The 16,323-nt window shown below is 65.0% G+C and carries 18 protein-coding genes and 1 pseudogene; 17 read left to right on the forward strand and 2 right to left on the reverse strand.

Features of this window, described 5'->3' with window-relative positions:
* Window positions 1–19: 19 nt before the first annotated feature.
* The 14 genes and pseudogenes from lldR (at window position 20) to TBU01S_RS08915 (ending at window position 9,698) form a co-directional block, all read left to right on the forward strand.
* Complete coding sequence (gene lldR / locus TBU01S_RS08855; protein WP_068636278.1) at window positions 20–805, forward strand: transcriptional regulator LldR; 786 nt, start codon at window positions 20–22, stop codon at window positions 803–805.
* 41 nt (window positions 806–846) lie between these two features.
* A complete protein-coding gene (gene lldD / locus TBU01S_RS08860; protein ID WP_068636279.1) occupies window positions 847–1,986 on the forward strand; it encodes an FMN-dependent L-lactate dehydrogenase LldD in 1,140 nt (379 codons plus the stop codon).
* 244 nt (window positions 1,987–2,230) lie between these two features.
* Entirely contained in the window at window positions 2,231–2,518 is a 288-nt protein-coding gene (locus TBU01S_RS08865; RefSeq protein ID WP_068636280.1) for a hypothetical protein, read from the forward strand.
* Window positions 2,519–2,565: 47 nt separating this feature from the next.
* The gene (gene acuR, locus TBU01S_RS08870; protein WP_174524522.1) at window positions 2,566–3,204 is read left to right on the forward strand and encodes an acrylate utilization transcriptional regulator AcuR; all 639 of its coding nucleotides are present in this window, start codon (window positions 2,566–2,568) and stop codon (window positions 3,202–3,204) included.
* A gap of 47 nt (window positions 3,205–3,251) precedes the next feature.
* Window positions 3,252–4,235: an acrylyl-CoA reductase (NADPH) gene (acuI, locus tag TBU01S_RS08875; RefSeq protein ID WP_068636281.1), complete on the forward strand. Its 984-nt coding sequence runs from the start codon at window positions 3,252–3,254 to the stop codon at window positions 4,233–4,235.
* 47 nt (window positions 4,236–4,282) lie between these two features.
* Window positions 4,283–4,861: a peroxidase-related enzyme gene (locus TBU01S_RS08880; RefSeq protein WP_068636282.1), complete on the forward strand. Its 579-nt coding sequence runs from the start codon at window positions 4,283–4,285 to the stop codon at window positions 4,859–4,861.
* Window positions 4,862–4,945: 84 nt separating this feature from the next.
* Window positions 4,946–5,857, forward strand: a complete 912-nt coding sequence (locus tag TBU01S_RS08885; RefSeq protein WP_068636327.1) for an AEC family transporter — start codon at window positions 4,946–4,948, stop codon at window positions 5,855–5,857.
* Window positions 5,858–5,867: 10 nt separating this feature from the next.
* Window positions 5,868–6,326 carry a PaaI family thioesterase gene (locus TBU01S_RS08890; protein WP_068636283.1) on the forward strand — a complete coding sequence of 153 codons (459 nt, stop codon included), beginning with the start codon at window positions 5,868–5,870 and terminating at the stop codon, window positions 6,324–6,326.
* A 136-nt stretch (window positions 6,327–6,462) separates the two neighbouring features.
* Window positions 6,463–6,570 (forward strand): BrnT family toxin, encoded by a 108-nt coding sequence (locus TBU01S_RS24470; protein WP_217999585.1) that lies wholly within the window; start codon window positions 6,463–6,465, stop codon window positions 6,568–6,570.
* A gap of 15 nt (window positions 6,571–6,585) precedes the next feature.
* Window positions 6,586–6,732 (forward strand): annotated as a pseudogene (locus TBU01S_RS25085) (BrnT family toxin); the annotation flags it as partial.
* 3 nt (window positions 6,733–6,735) lie between these two features.
* A complete protein-coding gene (locus tag TBU01S_RS08900) occupies window positions 6,736–6,984 on the forward strand; it encodes a BrnA antitoxin family protein (RefSeq protein WP_068636284.1) in 249 nt (82 codons plus the stop codon).
* A gap of 128 nt (window positions 6,985–7,112) precedes the next feature.
* Window positions 7,113–7,973: a hypothetical protein gene (locus TBU01S_RS08905; protein WP_157659115.1), complete on the forward strand. Its 861-nt coding sequence runs from the start codon at window positions 7,113–7,115 to the stop codon at window positions 7,971–7,973.
* A 148-nt stretch (window positions 7,974–8,121) separates the two neighbouring features.
* Window positions 8,122–8,445 carry a thioesterase gene (locus tag TBU01S_RS08910; protein ID WP_068636286.1) on the forward strand — a complete coding sequence of 108 codons (324 nt, stop codon included), beginning with the start codon at window positions 8,122–8,124 and terminating at the stop codon, window positions 8,443–8,445.
* The gene (locus TBU01S_RS08915) at window positions 8,442–9,698 is read left to right on the forward strand and encodes a YbfB/YjiJ family MFS transporter (RefSeq protein ID WP_068636287.1); all 1,257 of its coding nucleotides are present in this window, start codon (window positions 8,442–8,444) and stop codon (window positions 9,696–9,698) included. The genes TBU01S_RS08910 and TBU01S_RS08915 overlap by 4 nt, the downstream gene beginning before the upstream one ends.
* Here the strand turns inward: TBU01S_RS08915 and TBU01S_RS08920 are convergent.
* Window positions 9,647–10,384: a sulfite exporter TauE/SafE family protein gene (locus TBU01S_RS08920; protein ID WP_068636288.1), complete on the reverse strand. Its 738-nt coding sequence runs from the start codon at window positions 10,382–10,384 to the stop codon at window positions 9,647–9,649. The two genes, TBU01S_RS08915 and TBU01S_RS08920, sit on opposite strands and share 52 nt — an antisense overlap.
* An 83-nt stretch (window positions 10,385–10,467) precedes the next feature.
* Between TBU01S_RS08920 and TBU01S_RS08925 the strand changes: the two genes are divergently transcribed.
* The gene (locus TBU01S_RS08925) at window positions 10,468–11,382 is read left to right on the forward strand and encodes a LysR family transcriptional regulator (protein WP_245650877.1); all 915 of its coding nucleotides are present in this window, start codon (window positions 10,468–10,470) and stop codon (window positions 11,380–11,382) included.
* Window positions 11,383–11,406: 24 nt separating this feature from the next.
* Here the strand turns inward: TBU01S_RS08925 and TBU01S_RS08930 are convergent, their stop codons facing one another.
* A complete protein-coding gene (locus TBU01S_RS08930; protein ID WP_068636290.1) occupies window positions 11,407–12,033 on the reverse strand; it encodes a DUF5610 domain-containing protein in 627 nt (208 codons plus the stop codon).
* Between the two features lie 190 nt (window positions 12,034–12,223).
* Here TBU01S_RS08930 and TBU01S_RS08935 point away from each other — a divergent pair, with 190 nt between their 5' ends.
* Both TBU01S_RS08935 and TBU01S_RS08940 read left to right on the forward strand, forming a co-directional pair.
* Window positions 12,224–13,339 carry a patatin-like phospholipase family protein gene (locus TBU01S_RS08935; protein ID WP_068636291.1) on the forward strand — a complete coding sequence of 372 codons (1,116 nt, stop codon included), beginning with the start codon at window positions 12,224–12,226 and terminating at the stop codon, window positions 13,337–13,339.
* Window positions 13,340–13,349: 10 nt separating this feature from the next.
* A complete protein-coding gene (locus tag TBU01S_RS08940; protein WP_068636292.1) occupies window positions 13,350–16,319 on the forward strand; it encodes a hypothetical protein in 2,970 nt (989 codons plus the stop codon).
* Window positions 16,320–16,323: the final 4 nt, after the last annotated feature.

Raw genomic sequence — 16,323 nt, forward strand, 5'->3', positions numbered from 1 at the left:
GTAGGATAGGAGGCACGCAATGCGCCTGGCTGATCAGATCGCCGAGCAACTGCATACCCTCGTCCGGCAAGGCAAATGGCAGCCGGGCGAGCGCTTGCCGGCCGAAAGGCTGCTCGCCGAGCAACTGGGGGTGTCCCGGCCTTCCCTGCGGGAAGCCATCCAGAAGCTGGTCAGCCAGGGCGTGCTCCACAGCCGGCGGGGCGCGGGCACCTACGTTCAGGAGCGCAACCGGGGTTTTCTGCTGTCGGGCACCTTCGAGCCTCTGGCCAACCTGCTCACTGCGGACCCCGAATACCGCTACGACGTGCTGGAAGCCCGCCATGCGCTCGAAAGCAGCACTGCCTGGCATGCCGCGCTGCGCGCGACGCAGGCCGACAAGGACCGCATCCGGCGCTGCTACGACGTCATGGTGCGCCACCAGCAGAGCGGCCACGCCGAGCTGTCCGCGCGCGCCGATGCGCAGTTCCACCTCGCCATCGCCGAAGCCTCGCACAACGTGGTCCTGCTGCGCGTGATGCACAGCCTGTTCGAGCTGGTGTTCTCCAACGTCATGCACAGCCGGCGTACCATGTTCACGCTGAGCTCGCCGGAAACCATCAACGAACTCACCGACCAGCACCGCACACTGATGCAGGCCATCCTCGACGGAGATGCGCCGCAGGCGCGCGCACTGATCGAAAACCACCTCGATTTCGTGCGCGACACCGTTCGCCGCTTCGACGACGACGACGCCAGGCGCGCCCGCTACGGCCGCCTGCCCGAGGAAGCGCGCGTGCCCACCTTGATTCCCGATGAACCGGGCTGACGCTTCGCCAGCCCGCTCCAGATACCCAGGAAGACAAATCCATGATCATTTCCTCTGCCAGTGACTACCGGGCTGCCGCGCAAAAGCGCCTGCCGCCCTTCCTGTTCCACTACATCGATGGCGGCGCCTACGCCGAAAAGACCCTGCGCCGCAACGTCGACGACCTCGCCGAAGTCGCGCTGCGCCAGCGCGTGCTCAAGGACATGAGCCAGCTCGACACCAGCATCGAACTGTTCGGCGAAAAGCTCTCCATCCCGGTGGCGCTGGCGCCGGTCGGCCTCACCGGCATGTATGCGCGCCGCGGCGAAGTGCAGGCCGCGGTGGCGGCCGACAAGAAGGGCATCCCCTTCACGATGTCCACCGTGTCGGTGTGTCCGATCGAGGAAGTCGCGCCCAAGCTCAGCCGCCCGATGTGGTTCCAGCTCTACGTGCTCAAGGACCGCGGCTTCATGCAGAACGCGCTCGAGCGCGCCCAGGCCGCCGGCTGCTCGACGCTGGTGTTCACCGTCGATATGCCGGTGCCCGGCGCCCGCTACCGCGACGCCCACTCCGGCATGAGCGGCCCCAACGCCGCCCTGCGCCGCTACATCCAGGCCGCGCTGCACCCGCACTGGGCCATCGACGTCGGCCTCAAGGGCAAGCCGCACACGCTGGGCAACATCTCCACCTACATGGGCAAGGACATCAACCTGGAAGACTACATGGGCTATCTGGGGGCCAACTTCGACCCCTCGATCTCGTGGAAGGACCTGGAATGGATCCGTGAGTTCTGGAAAGGGCCGATGGTGATCAAGGGCATCCTCGACCCCGAAGACGCCAAGGACGCGGTGCGCTTCGGCGCCGACGGCATCATCGTCTCCAACCACGGCGGCCGCCAGCTCGACGGCGTGCTGTCGTCGGCCCGCGCGATGCCTGCCATCGCCGACGCGGTGAAGGGCCAGATCAAGATCCTGGTCGACTCCGGCATCCGCAATGGCCTGGACGTGGTGCGCATGCTCGCCCTCGGTGCCGACTGCACCATGATCGGCCGCGCCTTCATCTACGCGCTGGCTGCTCAGGGGCAGGCGGGCGTGACCAACCTGCTCGATCTGCTGGAAAAGGAAATGCGTGTGGCGATGACGCTGACCAGCGTCAAGAACGTTGCCGAAATCACCGGGGATTTGCTGGTGCAGGGAGGCTGAAAGCGGCGCCGGGTTCGGCGCGGATTTGAGGTTTCGGCGAACGGCCGGTACTGCTCAGAGAGGGTAGTGCCGGCCGTTTGTTTGTGGCGTACGTTACGTGTGTTGTGTGTGGCGATGTTGTTTTCTGCAATTTCCATCGTCGAGCACTCGAACTGCCGGATGGCATATGCATGATGGAGTGCGATCTGGCCGGTGTTAGACTCCATGCGTTAACCACGGGGTCTGATTCAGTCCTGGTAATCACATGAACAAGACACAAGCAGACGCCGCCGCCCGTGCGGTGCTGGAGCCGGGCATCCGCGCCCAGCAGGAAGCCCGCCGCAAACGCCACGAGCAGGAGTTCATCGAGGCAAGGCGGCGCCAGGTCAGCCGGTTTGCCTTTGCCGGTTTTGGCATTGGCGCGGCGCTTGCCTGTTTCCACTTCAGGGACGAATATCCTCTGGTCGTTGGTAGTGCGCTGATGGGCAGCCTTGCCGGCACCGTTCTCGGCTGGATCGTGGCCTGGTGGCGTGGCAGGTCGCGTGCGGGCTGACGGTCTTTCTGCTTGATTTTACGAGACGATCGGTTTAATGTCGCTGCATGGACGTCGAACAACAAGCCCCTCGTCGCCGCGGCAGGCCGCCCAGGCAGCGTGAGAACCTGATCGAGACACGCGAGCTGTTGCTGCGCGCGGGTCTGGAAGTGCTCACCGAGAAGGGCTTTTCCGCCACCGGCATCGAGGAAGTCCTCGGCCGCGTCGGCGTGCCGAAAGGCTCCTTCTATCACTACTTCAGCAGCAAGGAGGCTTTCGGTCTCGACCTGATCGAGCGCTACGGAGTGTTTTTCGCCCGCAAGCTGGATCGCCATCTCGGCAATTCGTCGCTTGCGCCGCTGGACCGCCTGCGTTCTTTCGTGGCCGATGCGACGGATGGCATGGTTCGGTACGAATTCCGCCGCGGCTGCCTGATCGGCAATCTCGGCCAGGAGATGGGTGCGCTGCCGGAGAGTTTCCGCGACCGGCTCAAGGAGACCTTCGAGGATTGGCAGGTGCGTCTGGCGGCCTGCCTCCGCGAAGCGCAGAAGGCCGGGGAAATCGCCCCGGATGCCGACACCGAACAGCTTGCCGCCGTGTTCTGGATCGGCTGGGAGGGCGCGGTGCTGCGTGCCAAGCTCGAGCGCAGCGCGAAGCCGCTCGAGGTGTTTGCAGGGTTTTTCTTTGTCGGCCTGGCAGCAGGCTGATTTTTTTGATCGTAACTAGACGGTCGGTCTAAATGAAGGAGGGTGAGATGTTCAAGGGCATTCTGATCGAGAAGGACGAAGCGGGTTACCGCGCCGGGGTAAAGGACATCGACGAAGCGCAACTGCCCGAGGGCAACGTCACGGTCCGCGTCAGCCACTCGACGATCAACTACAAGGACGGCCTGGCGATCACCGGCAAGGGGCCGGTGGTGCGGAAGTTCCCGATGGTGCCGGGCATCGACCTGGCGGGCGTGGTCGAGGAAAGCTCGCATCCGGAATACAAGGCCGGCGATGCGGTGCTGCTCAACGGCTGGGGCGTCGGCGAAACGCACTGGGGCGGCTTGGCGCAGAAGGCGCGGCTGAACGGCGACTGGCTGGTGCCGCTGCCCGCGGCATTCTCGCCGCAGCAGGCGATGGCGATCGGCACCGCGGGCTATACCGCGATGCTGTGCGTGCTGGCCCTGGAACGGCACGGCGTGAAGCCGGCGGACGGCGAGATCCTCGTCACCGGCGCGGCGGGCGGAGTGGGCAGCGTCGCCGTCGCGGTGCTGGCGAAACTGGGCTATACGGTGGTGGCAATGACCGGCCGGCCCAAGGATGCCGATTACCTGAAGGCGCTCGGCGCGAAGGAAGTGGTGGACCGCGCCGACTTCTCGTCCCCCGGCAAGCCGCTGGGCAGGGAGCGCTGGGCAGGCGCGGTCGATGTCGCCGGCAGCCACGTGCTCGCCAACGTCTGCGCGACGACGAAATACCGCGGCGTGGTGACGGCCTGCGGCCTGGCGGCGGGCATGGATCTGCCGGCGAGCGTCGCGCCCTTCATCCTGCGCGGCGTCACCCTGGCGGGCGTCGACAGCGTGATGTGCCCGCGCGCCGACCGCCTGGTGGCGTGGCAGCGCCTGGGCAGCGACCTGGACGTCGCCAAGCTCGGCCGGATCAGCCGTGAAGTCGGCCTTGCTGAAGCGATCCCGCTGGCCGAAAGCATTCTGAAGGGCGAAGTGCGCGGCCGCGTCGTCGTGGACGTCAATCGATAAAAACCTGCAGATCCCGAAATCTGCTTCATCACTCGAAGGAGAAGTACATGACTCAAGCACAACAGGCCGCAGTGAGCCGTTTCCCGGTCCCCGCACTCGAGGACATGCCCGAGGACATCCGCGAGCGGATCGTCGCCGTCCAGGAAAAAGCCGGCTTCGTTCCCAACGTGTTCCTGACCCTGGCCCACCGTCCGGACGAGTTCCGCGCCTTCTTCGCCTACCACGACGCCTTGATGGAAAAGCCCGGCAACCTGAGCAAGGCCGAGCGGGAGATGATCGTGGTGGCGACCAGCGCGGTGAACCAGTGCCAGTACTGCGTGATCGCGCACGGCGCCATCCTGCGCGTCCGCGCCAAGAATCCGCTGATCGCCGACCAGGTCGCCACCAACTACCGCAAGGCCGACATCACCGAACGCCAGAAGGCGATGCTCGATTTCGGCATGAAGGTGTCGCAGGCGGCCCATCTGGTTGGCGATGCTGATTTCGAGGCGCTGAAGGCGCACGGCTTCACTGATGATGACATTTGGGACATCGCCGGTATCTCGGCCTTCTTCGGCATGTCCAACCGCATTGCCAACGTGACGAGCATGCGGCCCAATGCGGAGTTCTATTCGATGGGCCGCTGAGTTTCCGGCAGCGGTTCGTTCAAACCCGGCCGGCCTCGAAAACATGCAGGCCGCGCCGGCAGGTGCGCGATGAATGGCATTCCGATGAGCCACATACTCGTTTCGCTTTGGCCGCTCTTCGTCCTGATCGTGGCCGGCCATGCCATGCAGCGCTCCGGTTTCCCCGGGGCCGGGTTCTGGCCGGGTGCGGAGCGTTTCAACTATTTCGTGCTGTTTCCGGCGCTGCTCTTCAGCAGCCTCAGCGCCGCGCCGCTGAACAACCCGGCGCTGCCGCGCCTGCTCGCTGCCCTGGTGATCGTGCTGGGCGTGGTCACGGCCGGCCTGCTCGCAGCGCGCCGGATCAAGGGGTGGCCGGCAGCCCGCTTCGGTGTTCTGCTGCAGGGCCTGCTGCGTTTCAATACCTATCTCGGCCTTGCTGCCGTCAGCGGCCTGTATGGCAAGGAAGGCATGGTTTTCGCCGCGGTGATTCTCGCGGTGCTGGTGCCGGCCGTGAACGTGCTGTCGGTGCTGGCGCTGTCGGCCGACAGGAACAGGAGCGTCATGGCGCTGATCGTGCCGGTGGCAAAAAATCCGCTGATCCTGGCCTGCCTGGCGGGCGCACTCTTCAATCTTGCTGGGTTCGAGTTGAAATGGGGTGCGGACAAGCTGCTGAGCTTGCTGGCGAATACCAGCCTGCCGCTGGGTTTGCTGAGTGTGGGCGCTGCGCTGAAGCTCGATGAACTGAGAGGGCAGGGCGGCACGCTGGTCGGGAACAGCTTGATGCGCTTGATTCTGGTGCCGATGCTCGCGTTCCTGAGCGCCCGGATTCTGGCCCTGCCCACGATCGAAACTGCCGTCCTCGTGCTGTTCTTCGCCCTGCCGACCGCCCCGACGGCTTACGTTCTCACGCGGCAACTGGGGGGCGATGGGCATCTGATGGCCGGCATCATCACTTTTCAGACCTTGCTGTCCGCAATCAGCCTTCCGCTGGTGATGGCGGCGCTTGCGCAAATTTAGGGGAAATGAAATGGAGCTTGCATTCCAGGATTTCTACGCCGAGAAATTCAGCCATTGCCATGGCTGCGGCAGGAACAACCCGGCAGGACACCACCTGAAGAGTCATTGGGATGGTGACGAAACAATTGCCAGGTTTCTGCCGAAGCCCGAATACAGCGGCGGCGTGCCGAATCACGTCTATGGCGGCCTGATTGCCTCCCTGCTGGATTGCCACGGCGCGGCGTCGGCGTCGGCGTTTGCCCATCGAGCCCAGAACCGTGAGATGGGGTCGGAAGGCGAGCCCATCCGCTACGTCACCGCATCCCTGAAGGTCGACTTCCGCCGGCCCACGCCGATGGGCATCGAGCTCGTCATCAAGGGGACGCTGCGCAGCATGGAAGGCCGAAAAGTGTGGGTGGATCTGACGCTGTCGGCAGATGGCGAGGTGTGCGCAACGGGGGAAATGCTGGCGGTCCGGTACCAGCAATGAAATGTGTTTGTGAGCAACCTGGCTGTCTCGCCGGTGCGAACCCAAGCACAACCGCTGCCTGGCGATGCAGGGGGAGTTTCAAGGTTTATCCAGGGGCACGGCTTGATTATATGTATTAAATGCATACAATAAATCCATGAAGATCACCTTCGATCCGACCAAGAATCGAACCAACATCAGGAAGCACCGCGTCGACCTCGCCGATGTCGAAGCCGTCTTCCATGACCCTGCGGCCCTGACATGAGAAGACCGGGACCATCACGAAGAGCGGTTCGTCACGCTCGGCATGGACGGTTTCGGCAGGTTGGTGGTGGTGGCCTACACTTACCGGGGCGAGGACGAAATCAGGGTATTTTCAGCCCGCCAGGCAGAACCGCACGAACGACGCGCCTACGAAGAGGGATAGACAATGAAAGCGAGTTACGACTTCACCGCCGCTAAGCGTGGCCCGGTGCTTAAACCCACAGGCAAGACCCGTATCACCATTTTCCTCGACGACGATGTGCTGGCCGCATTCCGCGAGCGCGCCGCAGCAGAAGGCAAAGGCTACCAGACACTGATCAACGAAGCCCTGCGCAGCGCTGCCGCCCCAGAGTCGGCGCCGGTAACGGTTGAAGCACTGCGCCGGGTGCTGCGCGAAGAACTTCAGGTGGCTTGAAGGAAAAGGCCAGGCTCAATTCTTCCTCCAATCAGCACGTGGCATGCAGCAGGTAAGCAGTCTTCTGCAGCAACCGTCAAATCGAGCTAGTTCTATTTGTGGAGTCTGGAGCGGTGGAGGAGGGAGTTGTGAAGCACAAGCTTGCAAATTGGGTTTCGCTGGCCGCCCTGGCTGTGACGCTATTCTACTGGTGGCGTGAGTTCATTGCGTACGGGATTTTTGTCCTGATCGTATTCTTGATCGCCTTGGCTAAGGCTTGGTACGATATTTCGTACCTTGAGAAGAAGAAATACGATCTCGATCGTCAATTGGCGTCCGGAATTGTTCTCCGACCCTATGCGCTCCTGCTGAAGTCGGGTGGGGCGGTTAACGCCCTGCATGGAGATCTTCCAAATCCGAACTATAAATACTCAGTACGGATACTGGAGCCTGCTGTATTGCCGGGATTCTTTCGTCGGGTCGACAAGCTTCTTGCGCCCACGGCGGTTAAGCTCGTCAACGATCCAACCGACAAGCTGGCTGATTTCGCCCAGTTTGACTATTCCAAGGCGTGGCAGAGCGAGATCATCAAGGATTTCGCAGATTCCATCTTGATTCTTGTTGTTCCCATCGCGATGTCCGAAGGGGTGCGGTGGGAACTCGATTATCTTCTGCAGAATCGACTCTTGTGGAAAGTGATTTTCGTGATGCCGGCACAGGTTGATGGCGGGAGCAGTATCGAATGGAGGAGGGCGGCTCGTGAGTTGAGAAGGAGAGATATCCTGTTGCCGGTTTACCGGCCCTCGGGCGGATTAGCGTGTCAAACCGCCGATCGGCAGTTCGGTGCCCTCGTGCCCTGGGATGCGGCCAGCGATGAGTTGCTCATTGCTGTATCACGATTGCGCAGACTTGGGCAGGGTCATGCCGCCTTGTCGGACTATCCGATTCCCATCGTTCCCGCTTGGGGGCAGGCGTCGGAGGCTCCTGGAGCAGCTTTTCGGGACTCATGAACCCCGCAGGAAGTAAAAGCAAGCCGTGCCGGAAGGGAAGTGATGAGTGATATTTTGAAAAATCACATACTCGTTTCGCTCCGCTGGTGATAGCGATGCTTGTGAAAATTTAATGTGATCCGATGGGTCTTATGCCAGAGAAGACGAAATGAGCATTGCATTCCAGGATTTCTATGCCGAGAAGGTCAGCCATTGCCATGGCTGCGGCAGGAACAACCCGGCAGGACATCATCTGAAGAGTTATTGGGCTGGTGACGAAACAATTGCCAAGTTTCTGCCGAAGCCCGAATACAGCGACGGCGTTCCGCATCACGTCCATGGCGGCCTGATAGCCTCCTTGCTGGATTACCACGGCATCAAGGGGACGCTGCGCAGCATGGAAGGCCGAAAGGTGTGGGTGGATCTGACGCTGTCGGCAGATGGCGAGGTGTGCGCAACGGGGGAAATGCTGGCGGTCCGGTATCAGCAATGAAGCCTTCCTTCGGCAGCTCCATCACGGCTGGACTGCCTTCGTCGGCGCCGTCGCCGCAGGTGATCATCCTTATCGGCCTGGTCGCGCTGGCGATCGCGATGGGCGTCGGCCGGTTTGCGTTCACGCCGATGATGCCGCTGATGCTGCGCGACGGCAGCCTCGATGCGGTGACGGGCACGGAGTGGGCCACGGCCAATTACTTCGGCTACCTGCTCGGCGCGCTGAGTGCGTCGTGGTTCGCGGGCAGCCCGCGGCGAGGGCTTCAGATCGGGCTGGTCGGGGTGGCCGTGACGACGCTCGGGATGGTCTGGGGCGATGCCGGGCTGCCGTGGCTCGGCATGGCGCTTCGGGCCAGCGCGGGCATCTTTAGCGCCTGGGTGCTGGTCTGCGCCAGTGGCTGGTGCCTGCCCGAACTGAGCCGCCGGCATGCGACCTCGCTCGGCGGATGGATGTATACCGGAGTCGGCCTGGGTATCGCGGGAACGGGTGTCCTGACCTGGCTGGGCGGCGGGCAGAGCGCCGTACTGCTTTGGGCGGAACTCGGGCTGCTCGCCGTCCTCGGTGCCGCGTATGTCCTGCGGAAGCTTCCGGCGCCGTCCGCCGCTGCGGCGCCATCGGGTGCCTCCGCTCCGCCAAAGCCGGCGTCGTCGACCGCCGGGCGCGGTAACCTCGGCGTGGTGCTGTGCTACAGCGCGTTCGGCTTCGGCTACATCATCCCCGCGACTTTCCTGCCGACGATGGCGCGGCAACTGGTGGCCGACCCGCTCGTCTTCGGGCTCACCTGGCCGATTTTCGGCACGGCGGCGGCGCTGTCGGTCGCCTTTGCCTCGCGCTGGCTGCATGGCTGGTCGCGCCGGAAGGTCTGGGCGATTGCCCAGGGCGTGATGGCCGTGGGCACCTTTCTGCCCTTGCTGCAACAGTCGCTGTGGGTGCTGGCGGGGTCGGCGGTGCTGGTTGGCGGCACCTTCATGGTCACGACCATGGCGGGCCTTCAACTGGCGCGCGAGCGCATGCCCGACAATCCGACGGCTCTTCTCGCGCGCATGACCGCCGGTTTCGCGGCAGGCCAGATCGCCGGCCCGCTGCTGGTGCGGCTCATCGGCGACGCCCGGATCGCCGGCTGGGATGCCCTGAGCTGGGCCAGTGCCATTGCAACCGTGCTGCTGGCGGGCACGGCGCTATGGCTGTGGCTTGGCAGCCGTCACAGCGACCGTCCGGCCATCACGAGCCCCAGCAGCAGGAAGACGCCATAGAGCACGCGCTGGAACTGCATCGGCTCCAGGCGCCCTCGTAGCCGCGCCCCTGCCCACAGCCCCGCAAAGGCGGCGATGAATGCCGTCGCGCATGCCGGACCGTTGGCGGCCCAGTCGGCCAGGTTTGTGCTCCCCAGCCGCAGCATCAAGGCCACGGTCGCCAGCATGAAGCTGATGCCCATCGCCTGGATGAAGGCGTCCCTGGGCAGCTTCAGTGCTTGCAGATAGGGCACCATGGGGATCACGAAAACGCCGGTCGCGGCGGTCACCAGGCCCGTCGCCGAGCCGGCGATGCCGCCGGCGAGCCGGGCGTGGCGCCCGAACTCGGGAAGCGCAGGCCGGGCGAGCCCCCAGATGCCGTAGATCGTCAGCACCAGCCCGAGGACCAGCGAGGCGCGCGCGCCGGGGATGTCGATCGCCGAGATCGGGCTGAACAGGGCCGCCAGCAGCAGGCCGGCCCACATCGGCCACAACTGCCGCGCAAGCATCACCCAATGCGGGCCTGCGCACTGGGCGACGTTCGTCGCCAGCGAAGGCAGCACCATCAGCATCGCCGCCTCGGCCGGCGGCATCAGCAGGCCGAGCAGCGCCATCGAGACCGTGGGCAGCCCCATGCCGGACACGCCCTTGACCGCGCCGGCCGCCAGGAACACCGCGGCAACAATGAAGAGAAATGTCGCATCCATGGGACGATGATCGGGGGCGGGAGGCCGGATGTCGATCATTCATCGGCGATGATATTCTTCGCCGAAACGGAAGGATGAGGTCGATGGCATCAAGGAACAGCGTGACTCCCTATCGCATTTCCACGTTTGATCTGCATCTGTTCGCCGCCATCGTCGAAGCGGGATCGATCACGCGCGGCGCCGGGGCCATGCACCTTTCGCTGGCGGCAGCCAGCACGCGCCTGCAGAAGCTGGAGCATGCCCTGGGCACGGCCTTGCTGCACCGTTCCAAGCTCGGCATCCGGATGACCGATGCGGGGCGTGCCCTGCTGCGGCATGCCGGCCGTGTCGAGCGCGAACTGGAGATACTGCATGCGGAGATGGCGGCCTACGCGCACGGCATCCGCAGCACGATACGGCTGGTCTGCAATACCGCGGCGATGACCGAGCATCTGCCGCCGCTCATCGGGCGCTTTCTCGCCGGGCGCGCGGATGTGGACATCGACCTGCGCGAGCTGGGCAGCCAGGATGTCCTGCTGGCGATGCGGCAGGAACAGGCCGACATCGGTATCGTCGCCGATTACGTCGGCACCGAAGGGCTGCACACCCGCCTGTTCGCGGAGGACGATCTGGTCGCGGTCTTCCCGCTGGCCGCGTTCCGGCCGGCGGGCGCCGGCGTGGCCTTCGTCGATCTGCTCGAACACCCTTTCGTCGGCCTGCCGGCCGAGAGCGGCTTGAGCCGCTTCCTGCAGGGGCGGACGATGCAGTACGGCCGGGGGCTCCATTACCGGGTCCGCGTGCGCAGTTTCGATGCCGTCATCAGCCTGGTGGCCGATGGCGTCGGCATTGCCATCGTGCCGGCGGCCGCAGCCAGGCGCCTGGCCCACGCCGGCATCGGCGTGTCGCGGATCGCGGACGCCTGGGCGGCCAGAAGGCTGCTGCTATGTACTGCCGGCGATGCCAGGCCCGAAGGGCGGGCGGCGGAATTGTTCGACTTCCTCGCCCGGCACGGCGCCTGACTGCCGCCCGGCCTCAGCGCGGGCTCAAGCCTTCGTCGCCGGCTTCCCGCCTTCGCCCGCCTGCTGCGGCGCTTCGCTCTCGGCAGCCGGTTTCAGCTTGGCGGCGAGGAAATCGTCGAAGCCCTTGGAGACCAGTTCATAGGTCTTCATGATGCCGCTTTCGATGTCGCTGCCGCCCAGCACGCCCAGCCCCTGCAGGATGTCGCGCGCTTCGTTGAAGCCTTTCTCGAAGCCGCCCCGCACCAGCTCGGTGAAGTCGCGCGCCAGTGTTTCGGTGTCCTTGCCGGGGTGCTGCGCCGCGTAGGCGTCGAAGAAGCCGGTGGCGAAGCTCAGGATGCGTTCGGCAGTGGCTTCGGGCGAGTTGTCCTGCTCCATGGCCTTGCCGATGACGTCCACGTTCTGCCCCGGTGCCAGCACTTCGTTCAGGTGGTCGATGGCCGAACGGTAGAGCAGGGCGAGCGAGTCGTTGCCGGCCTTGATCGACACCTGCAGCGACGCGGTGATGATCGCGGCGTTCTGTTCGTGGCGCACCGTTTCCGCGCTTGCCATGCGGCTGCTGCCTTCGCTGCGTTGTGCGCCTTTCGCCGCCTGAGGGGCCTGCGTTGCGCTGCTTGCCGCTGCCGGGTTGATGCCGCTGCCTGTCGTTGCCATGGTGCTCTCCTTCGTCCGCTTCGGGCGTGACTTCAGCCGTCGTCACAGTAAGGGATTAACGGCCGGCTGCAGGGAAACTTGATGCCGCGAAGGCCTGGCTTGCGATTACCCGGCAGCTTGCGTGCGTTGTGCCTATATTGTGAATACATGTCCGTGAAACTGCATTTGCAATCCAACCGGGAGCGCAGGCATGAATGCGGAAAATGCACTGAAGATCGGTCTGGCGCTGTCCGGCGGCGGATTCCGGGCAACGCTCTTCGGGCTCGGCAGCCTGTGGCGCTTGAACGAGGCCGGCTTGCTCGGGGGGCTGGCGCGGGTCACCAGTGTGTCGGGCGGCTCGATTCTGGCGGGAGTCCTGGCGCACGGATGGCGTCGGCTCGATTTCAGTGCTGGCCGCGCCGGCAACTTCGAGGCGGTCGTGGCGCAGCCCGTTCGCCGGTTCTGCAGCCGGTCGATCGACATCAAGACCGCCTTGCTCGGCCATCTCGTGCCGTTCAAGACATCCGGCGAGTTTCTCGCCGACCGTTACGCCGACGACCTGTTCGGCGAGACGCTGCTGCGGTCGCTGCCGGATCCGGACCAGGAGCCGGCGCCGCGCTTCATCTTCTACGCCACCAACATGCAGACCGGGCGCAGTTTCCGCTTCCGCCGGGACTATGTCGCCGATTATTACCTCGGCATGTCCCGCGGCGCGGATGTCAGGCTGGCGGATGCGGTGGCGGCGTCGAGCGCTTTTCCGCCGATCTTTTCTCCGGTGGTTCTGAAGACCGACCCCGATTCCTGGGAGATGCCGCAACACGAGCTGCCCAATCTGGAAAAGCTGCGCCGGCGCATCGTGCTTGCCGATGGCGGGATCTACGACAACATGGGTCTGGAGGCCTTGCTCAAGGGCCTGGACATCATCCTGGTCAGCGATGCCGGGGCGCCATTCGAGATCGATGAGTCGCCCTTCGAGGATGATCTGCTGCAACTGGGCAGGGTGCGCGACATCCTGATCGACCAGACCCGCGCGCTGCGCAAGCGTTGGCTGGTCGATGACTTCCAGGCCGGGCGGCGGCGAGGCGCTTACTGGGGAATCGGTACCCGGATCGAGGCTTACGGCGATCCGGGCGCGATCACGGCCGACAACACAATCACCGCCGCTCTCGAAAACATCCCGACGCGGCTGAAGAAGTTCGAGGCGCGCGAACAGGGCCGCCTGATCAACTGGGGCTATGCGCTTGCCGACGCCGCCTTGCGCAGGCGTGCAAGACTGGACATCGCGGCGGCGAAGGGCTGGCCGGTGCCCGAGTGGCCGCTGAACTGAGGCCGCCGCGATGACCAACCGCCACGGCCTCGCCGCCTGGAGCCTGGAAGTCGACGATGAGCGCTTCGCGCAGGCCTGTGCGGCGCTCGGCATCTTGAATGCTGCTGCCCGCCGCCAGCGCCGCCGCCGCATCGACCTGCTGGAGCAACTTGCCGCCAGACGGACGGAGGTGCATCGAATCGCGGACATCGCAGCCATGTTCGGCAGCATGCGCGACGGCGACAAGGCCATGGACTGGGAGATGCCTGCGCTGGCGGGGCTGGCGCGATTTCCATCCGCAAGCGTGCTGGCCGCAGCCTGGCAGAAATATATCGACGACGCGCCCTGGGGCACGCGCATCGCGGTGAAGAGCCGGGGCCGCCGCTGGAGCAGGCTGCTGCCCATGCTGCACACCTTGCAGCAGGCGCCGGTGGGCGCCGGCAGCGTGTTCGTCGCCGATGCCTTCGCCTGGGACGGACAGGTCGACTGGCAGTTGCCATTCAGTTTCGCCGCCTTGCCGGACGATCCGCTGGCCGATGCTTTCTCGGACTTCCGCACCTACTGGCGGGAGCCGTGGCCGTACCGTTTCTGCGTGGTCGACCGTTCGCAAGCGCGGGTGGAGATGCTCGTGTTCAGCGGACCGCTGCGGCATGTGGCGGGCCGGCTGCTGGCGAAGGGAGCGAGGTGCCGGGCGGCGCTCGTATTGCTGCTGGGCGGCATCGAAGATGATGCCGACGTCGAGGACGTCGCGCGCATCGTTGCCCGCGAAGTGTCGGCAGAGGGCGTGGTGTGCGTCACGCCACCAGCCGAAGCGGAACCTGATTGGGAGATGCAGGCGCTGGTGCGCCTGGGTGATGAACTGACTCATGACCGCCCGCTCGACGTGGCGCTGTCGATGGTTTTCGGGGAGAGCGTGACTGCCTTCCTGAGCCGTGACCTCGTGCAGCTGAGCCATCTCTCGAACTCGGTGGAGCGGATCGCGGGGCGGCTGAAGGCCTTGCCGGCCGATGCGTCGCTGGTGGTGAGCGAGCGCTCGCTGGATGATCTGATCCATGTTCCCGACCTCGTCGAGACTTTGGAAACTGCGGTGCCGAGAGGAAGAGGGGGAGGGCTGGCAGGCGCCGGCCCTCCGGAAGAGGGAGGCGCGCCGGCCATGGCGGACTCCCTGCGCAAGGTCTCGCCAAAAATACTGGCCCGGAATATCCGCGGGTCGCGGGGAGCCTACGGCTACTACCGCGAGTCCGACGAGGCCTCCTCGCTGACGGAAGTGACCAACGAGGTGAGGAAGCACGAGGCTGCCCGAGCCGCCGAGCAGCCCGAGACGCGTTACGTGCAGCACAGCTTCTGGCGCACGGAGGCAGGCGAACTGGTCGAGGAGCGTCAGCGCCTGATCGTGGGCACCACGGTGATGCTGCGCGTGCGCATCGGTCCGCCGGACGAACGCTGGCAGGCAGCGCCAGAACCCTTCCCGGCACATGAGCTGCCGCGCAACCGGCGCCGCCACCGCCTGCAGATCGTGTTCCACGAGCCCACCCAGCTCGACGCGCCGATGATGGAAGATCTCTGGCTGCCCGGTTCGGGGCCGAGCAGCGTGGCCGAGTTCGTGTTCACGCCCCGCGAGCCTGCGGCGTTCCAGGCCCGGATCACCGTGCTGCACCGGGGGCGCGTGCTGCAGACGGTATTGATCCATGCCCGTGTCGTGCCGCAGGGTGTGCAGGCGGGCGCTGGGGAGGGCATCGCGCAGCAGATCGAGGCGCGGGTGCGCGAGCACTGGAGTGACCTGGGCGCCCGGCGCCGGTTCGACGCATCCTTCGTGCTCAACCAGACGAATGCCGAGCGGCCGCTGCTGACCGGCGTTGCCGGCAAGCGCGCCTGGGCCACCGACCTCGATGGCATCAGGGAGCCTGTCGCGACCATCAACCAGCTGCTGTCGGAGGTCGCCTACAGCGTGGCCGACTACAGCGGAGGCCTGACCCGGGGCGACAACCTGAAGCTGTTCTACAAACTGGCCCGGGTGGGGAGCGACCTCTATTCGGTGCTGGTGGCCGACCATCTGCAGCAACTGCGCAGCGGTGGAATGGATGTGGAGGAAGCCACCCATATCCAGATCATCAGCACCCGCGCCGACGAAGTGGTGCCTTTCGAATTCATCTACCAGTACCCGCCGCCGGACGACGAGGACGACGTCCGTTTTTGCCCCAGCGCGCTCGAAGCATTGAGGGCGGGCGCCTGTCCCGGCCATTGCGACGGGCAGCAGGAGCCGGAACGGCATGTGTGCCCGATGGGCTTCTGGGGCTTGCGCAAGGTCATCGAGCGGCACATCTACAGTCCGAGGATCGGCAAGCCCGACGGCGCGGAGCTGATCGTCCAGGCGGAGCCCGCCGGCGACCGGGTGCGCCTGCAACTCGATCAGCCTGCCCTGGTGGCTTACAGCCAGGAGGTGGAGCACGACGAAGTGAGCCCCGTCATCGCAATCCTGGCGGCGCGCCTGAACGGGCGCGTGCAGGAAGTGAAGGACTGGGACGAATGGAAGGCCACCGTCAGCGGCAGCCGCCCGACGCTGCTGGTGGCGTTTCCGCACAACACCGGCGACAAGCAGGACATCGCGCTGGAGATCGGCGGCAAGACCTTCAAGACGCTGCGCCTGCCGCGCGAATATGTGCACGTCGACGGCCCGTATCCGCTGGTGATGCTGCTCGGCTGCGATGTCGCCAGCACCGCCCAGCAGTATGCGAACCATATCCGCTATTTCCGCCAGGCCGGCGCGGCGGTGGTCATCTCGACCATCGCGACCGTGTTCGGGCCGCATGCGGTAAAGGTGGGCGAAAAAATGATCGAGGGCCTGCTGTCGATCAGCGGGCAAGCGGGCGACGCACCTGGCGCGGATGCCGAAACATGTCTTGGCGAAGCCCTGCGGGCGGCCAAGCGCCAGGCCCTGCTCGACAGCCTGCCGATGGCGCTCTGCGTGGTCGCCTTCGGCGATGCCGATTGGCGGCTTTGAAAGG

It is taken from the genome of Thauera butanivorans NBRC 103042 (assembly GCF_001591165.1).
Classification (GTDB): domain Bacteria; phylum Pseudomonadota; class Gammaproteobacteria; order Burkholderiales; family Rhodocyclaceae; genus Thauera; species Thauera butanivorans.

What these genes read in the sequence shown, in the direction of transcription:
- lldR (WP_068636278.1), top strand. Translation starts at nt 20, where the DNA reads ATGCGCCTGGCTGATCAGATCGCCGAGCAACTGCATACCCTCGTCCGG.
- lldD (WP_068636279.1), top strand. Translation starts at nt 847, where the DNA reads ATGATCATTTCCTCTGCCAGTGACTACCGGGCTGCCGCGCAAAAGCGC.
- TBU01S_RS08865 (WP_068636280.1), top strand. Translation starts at nt 2,231, where the DNA reads ATGAACAAGACACAAGCAGACGCCGCCGCCCGTGCGGTGCTGGAGCCG.
- acuR (WP_174524522.1), top strand. Translation starts at nt 2,566, where the DNA reads ATGGACGTCGAACAACAAGCCCCTCGTCGCCGCGGCAGGCCGCCCAGG.
- acuI (WP_068636281.1), top strand. Translation starts at nt 3,252, where the DNA reads ATGTTCAAGGGCATTCTGATCGAGAAGGACGAAGCGGGTTACCGCGCC.
- TBU01S_RS08880 (WP_068636282.1), top strand. Translation starts at nt 4,283, where the DNA reads ATGACTCAAGCACAACAGGCCGCAGTGAGCCGTTTCCCGGTCCCCGCA.
- TBU01S_RS08885 (WP_068636327.1), top strand. Translation starts at nt 4,946, where the DNA reads ATGAGCCACATACTCGTTTCGCTTTGGCCGCTCTTCGTCCTGATCGTG.
- TBU01S_RS08890 (WP_068636283.1), top strand. Translation starts at nt 5,868, where the DNA reads ATGGAGCTTGCATTCCAGGATTTCTACGCCGAGAAATTCAGCCATTGC.
- TBU01S_RS24470 (WP_217999585.1), top strand. Translation starts at nt 6,463, where the DNA reads ATGAAGATCACCTTCGATCCGACCAAGAATCGAACCAACATCAGGAAG.
- TBU01S_RS08900 (WP_068636284.1), top strand. Translation starts at nt 6,736, where the DNA reads ATGAAAGCGAGTTACGACTTCACCGCCGCTAAGCGTGGCCCGGTGCTT.
- TBU01S_RS08910 (WP_068636286.1), top strand. Translation starts at nt 8,122, where the DNA reads ATGAGCATTGCATTCCAGGATTTCTATGCCGAGAAGGTCAGCCATTGC.
- TBU01S_RS08915 (WP_068636287.1), top strand. Translation starts at nt 8,442, where the DNA reads ATGAAGCCTTCCTTCGGCAGCTCCATCACGGCTGGACTGCCTTCGTCG.
- TBU01S_RS08920 (WP_068636288.1), bottom strand. Translation starts at nt 10,384, where the DNA reads ATGGATGCGACATTTCTCTTCATTGTTGCCGCGGTGTTCCTGGCGGCC.
- TBU01S_RS08925 (WP_245650877.1), top strand. Translation starts at nt 10,468, where the DNA reads ATGGCATCAAGGAACAGCGTGACTCCCTATCGCATTTCCACGTTTGAT.
- TBU01S_RS08930 (WP_068636290.1), bottom strand. Translation starts at nt 12,033, where the DNA reads ATGGCAACGACAGGCAGCGGCATCAACCCGGCAGCGGCAAGCAGCGCA.
- TBU01S_RS08935 (WP_068636291.1), top strand. Translation starts at nt 12,224, where the DNA reads ATGAATGCGGAAAATGCACTGAAGATCGGTCTGGCGCTGTCCGGCGGC.
- TBU01S_RS08940 (WP_068636292.1), top strand. Translation starts at nt 13,350, where the DNA reads ATGACCAACCGCCACGGCCTCGCCGCCTGGAGCCTGGAAGTCGACGAT.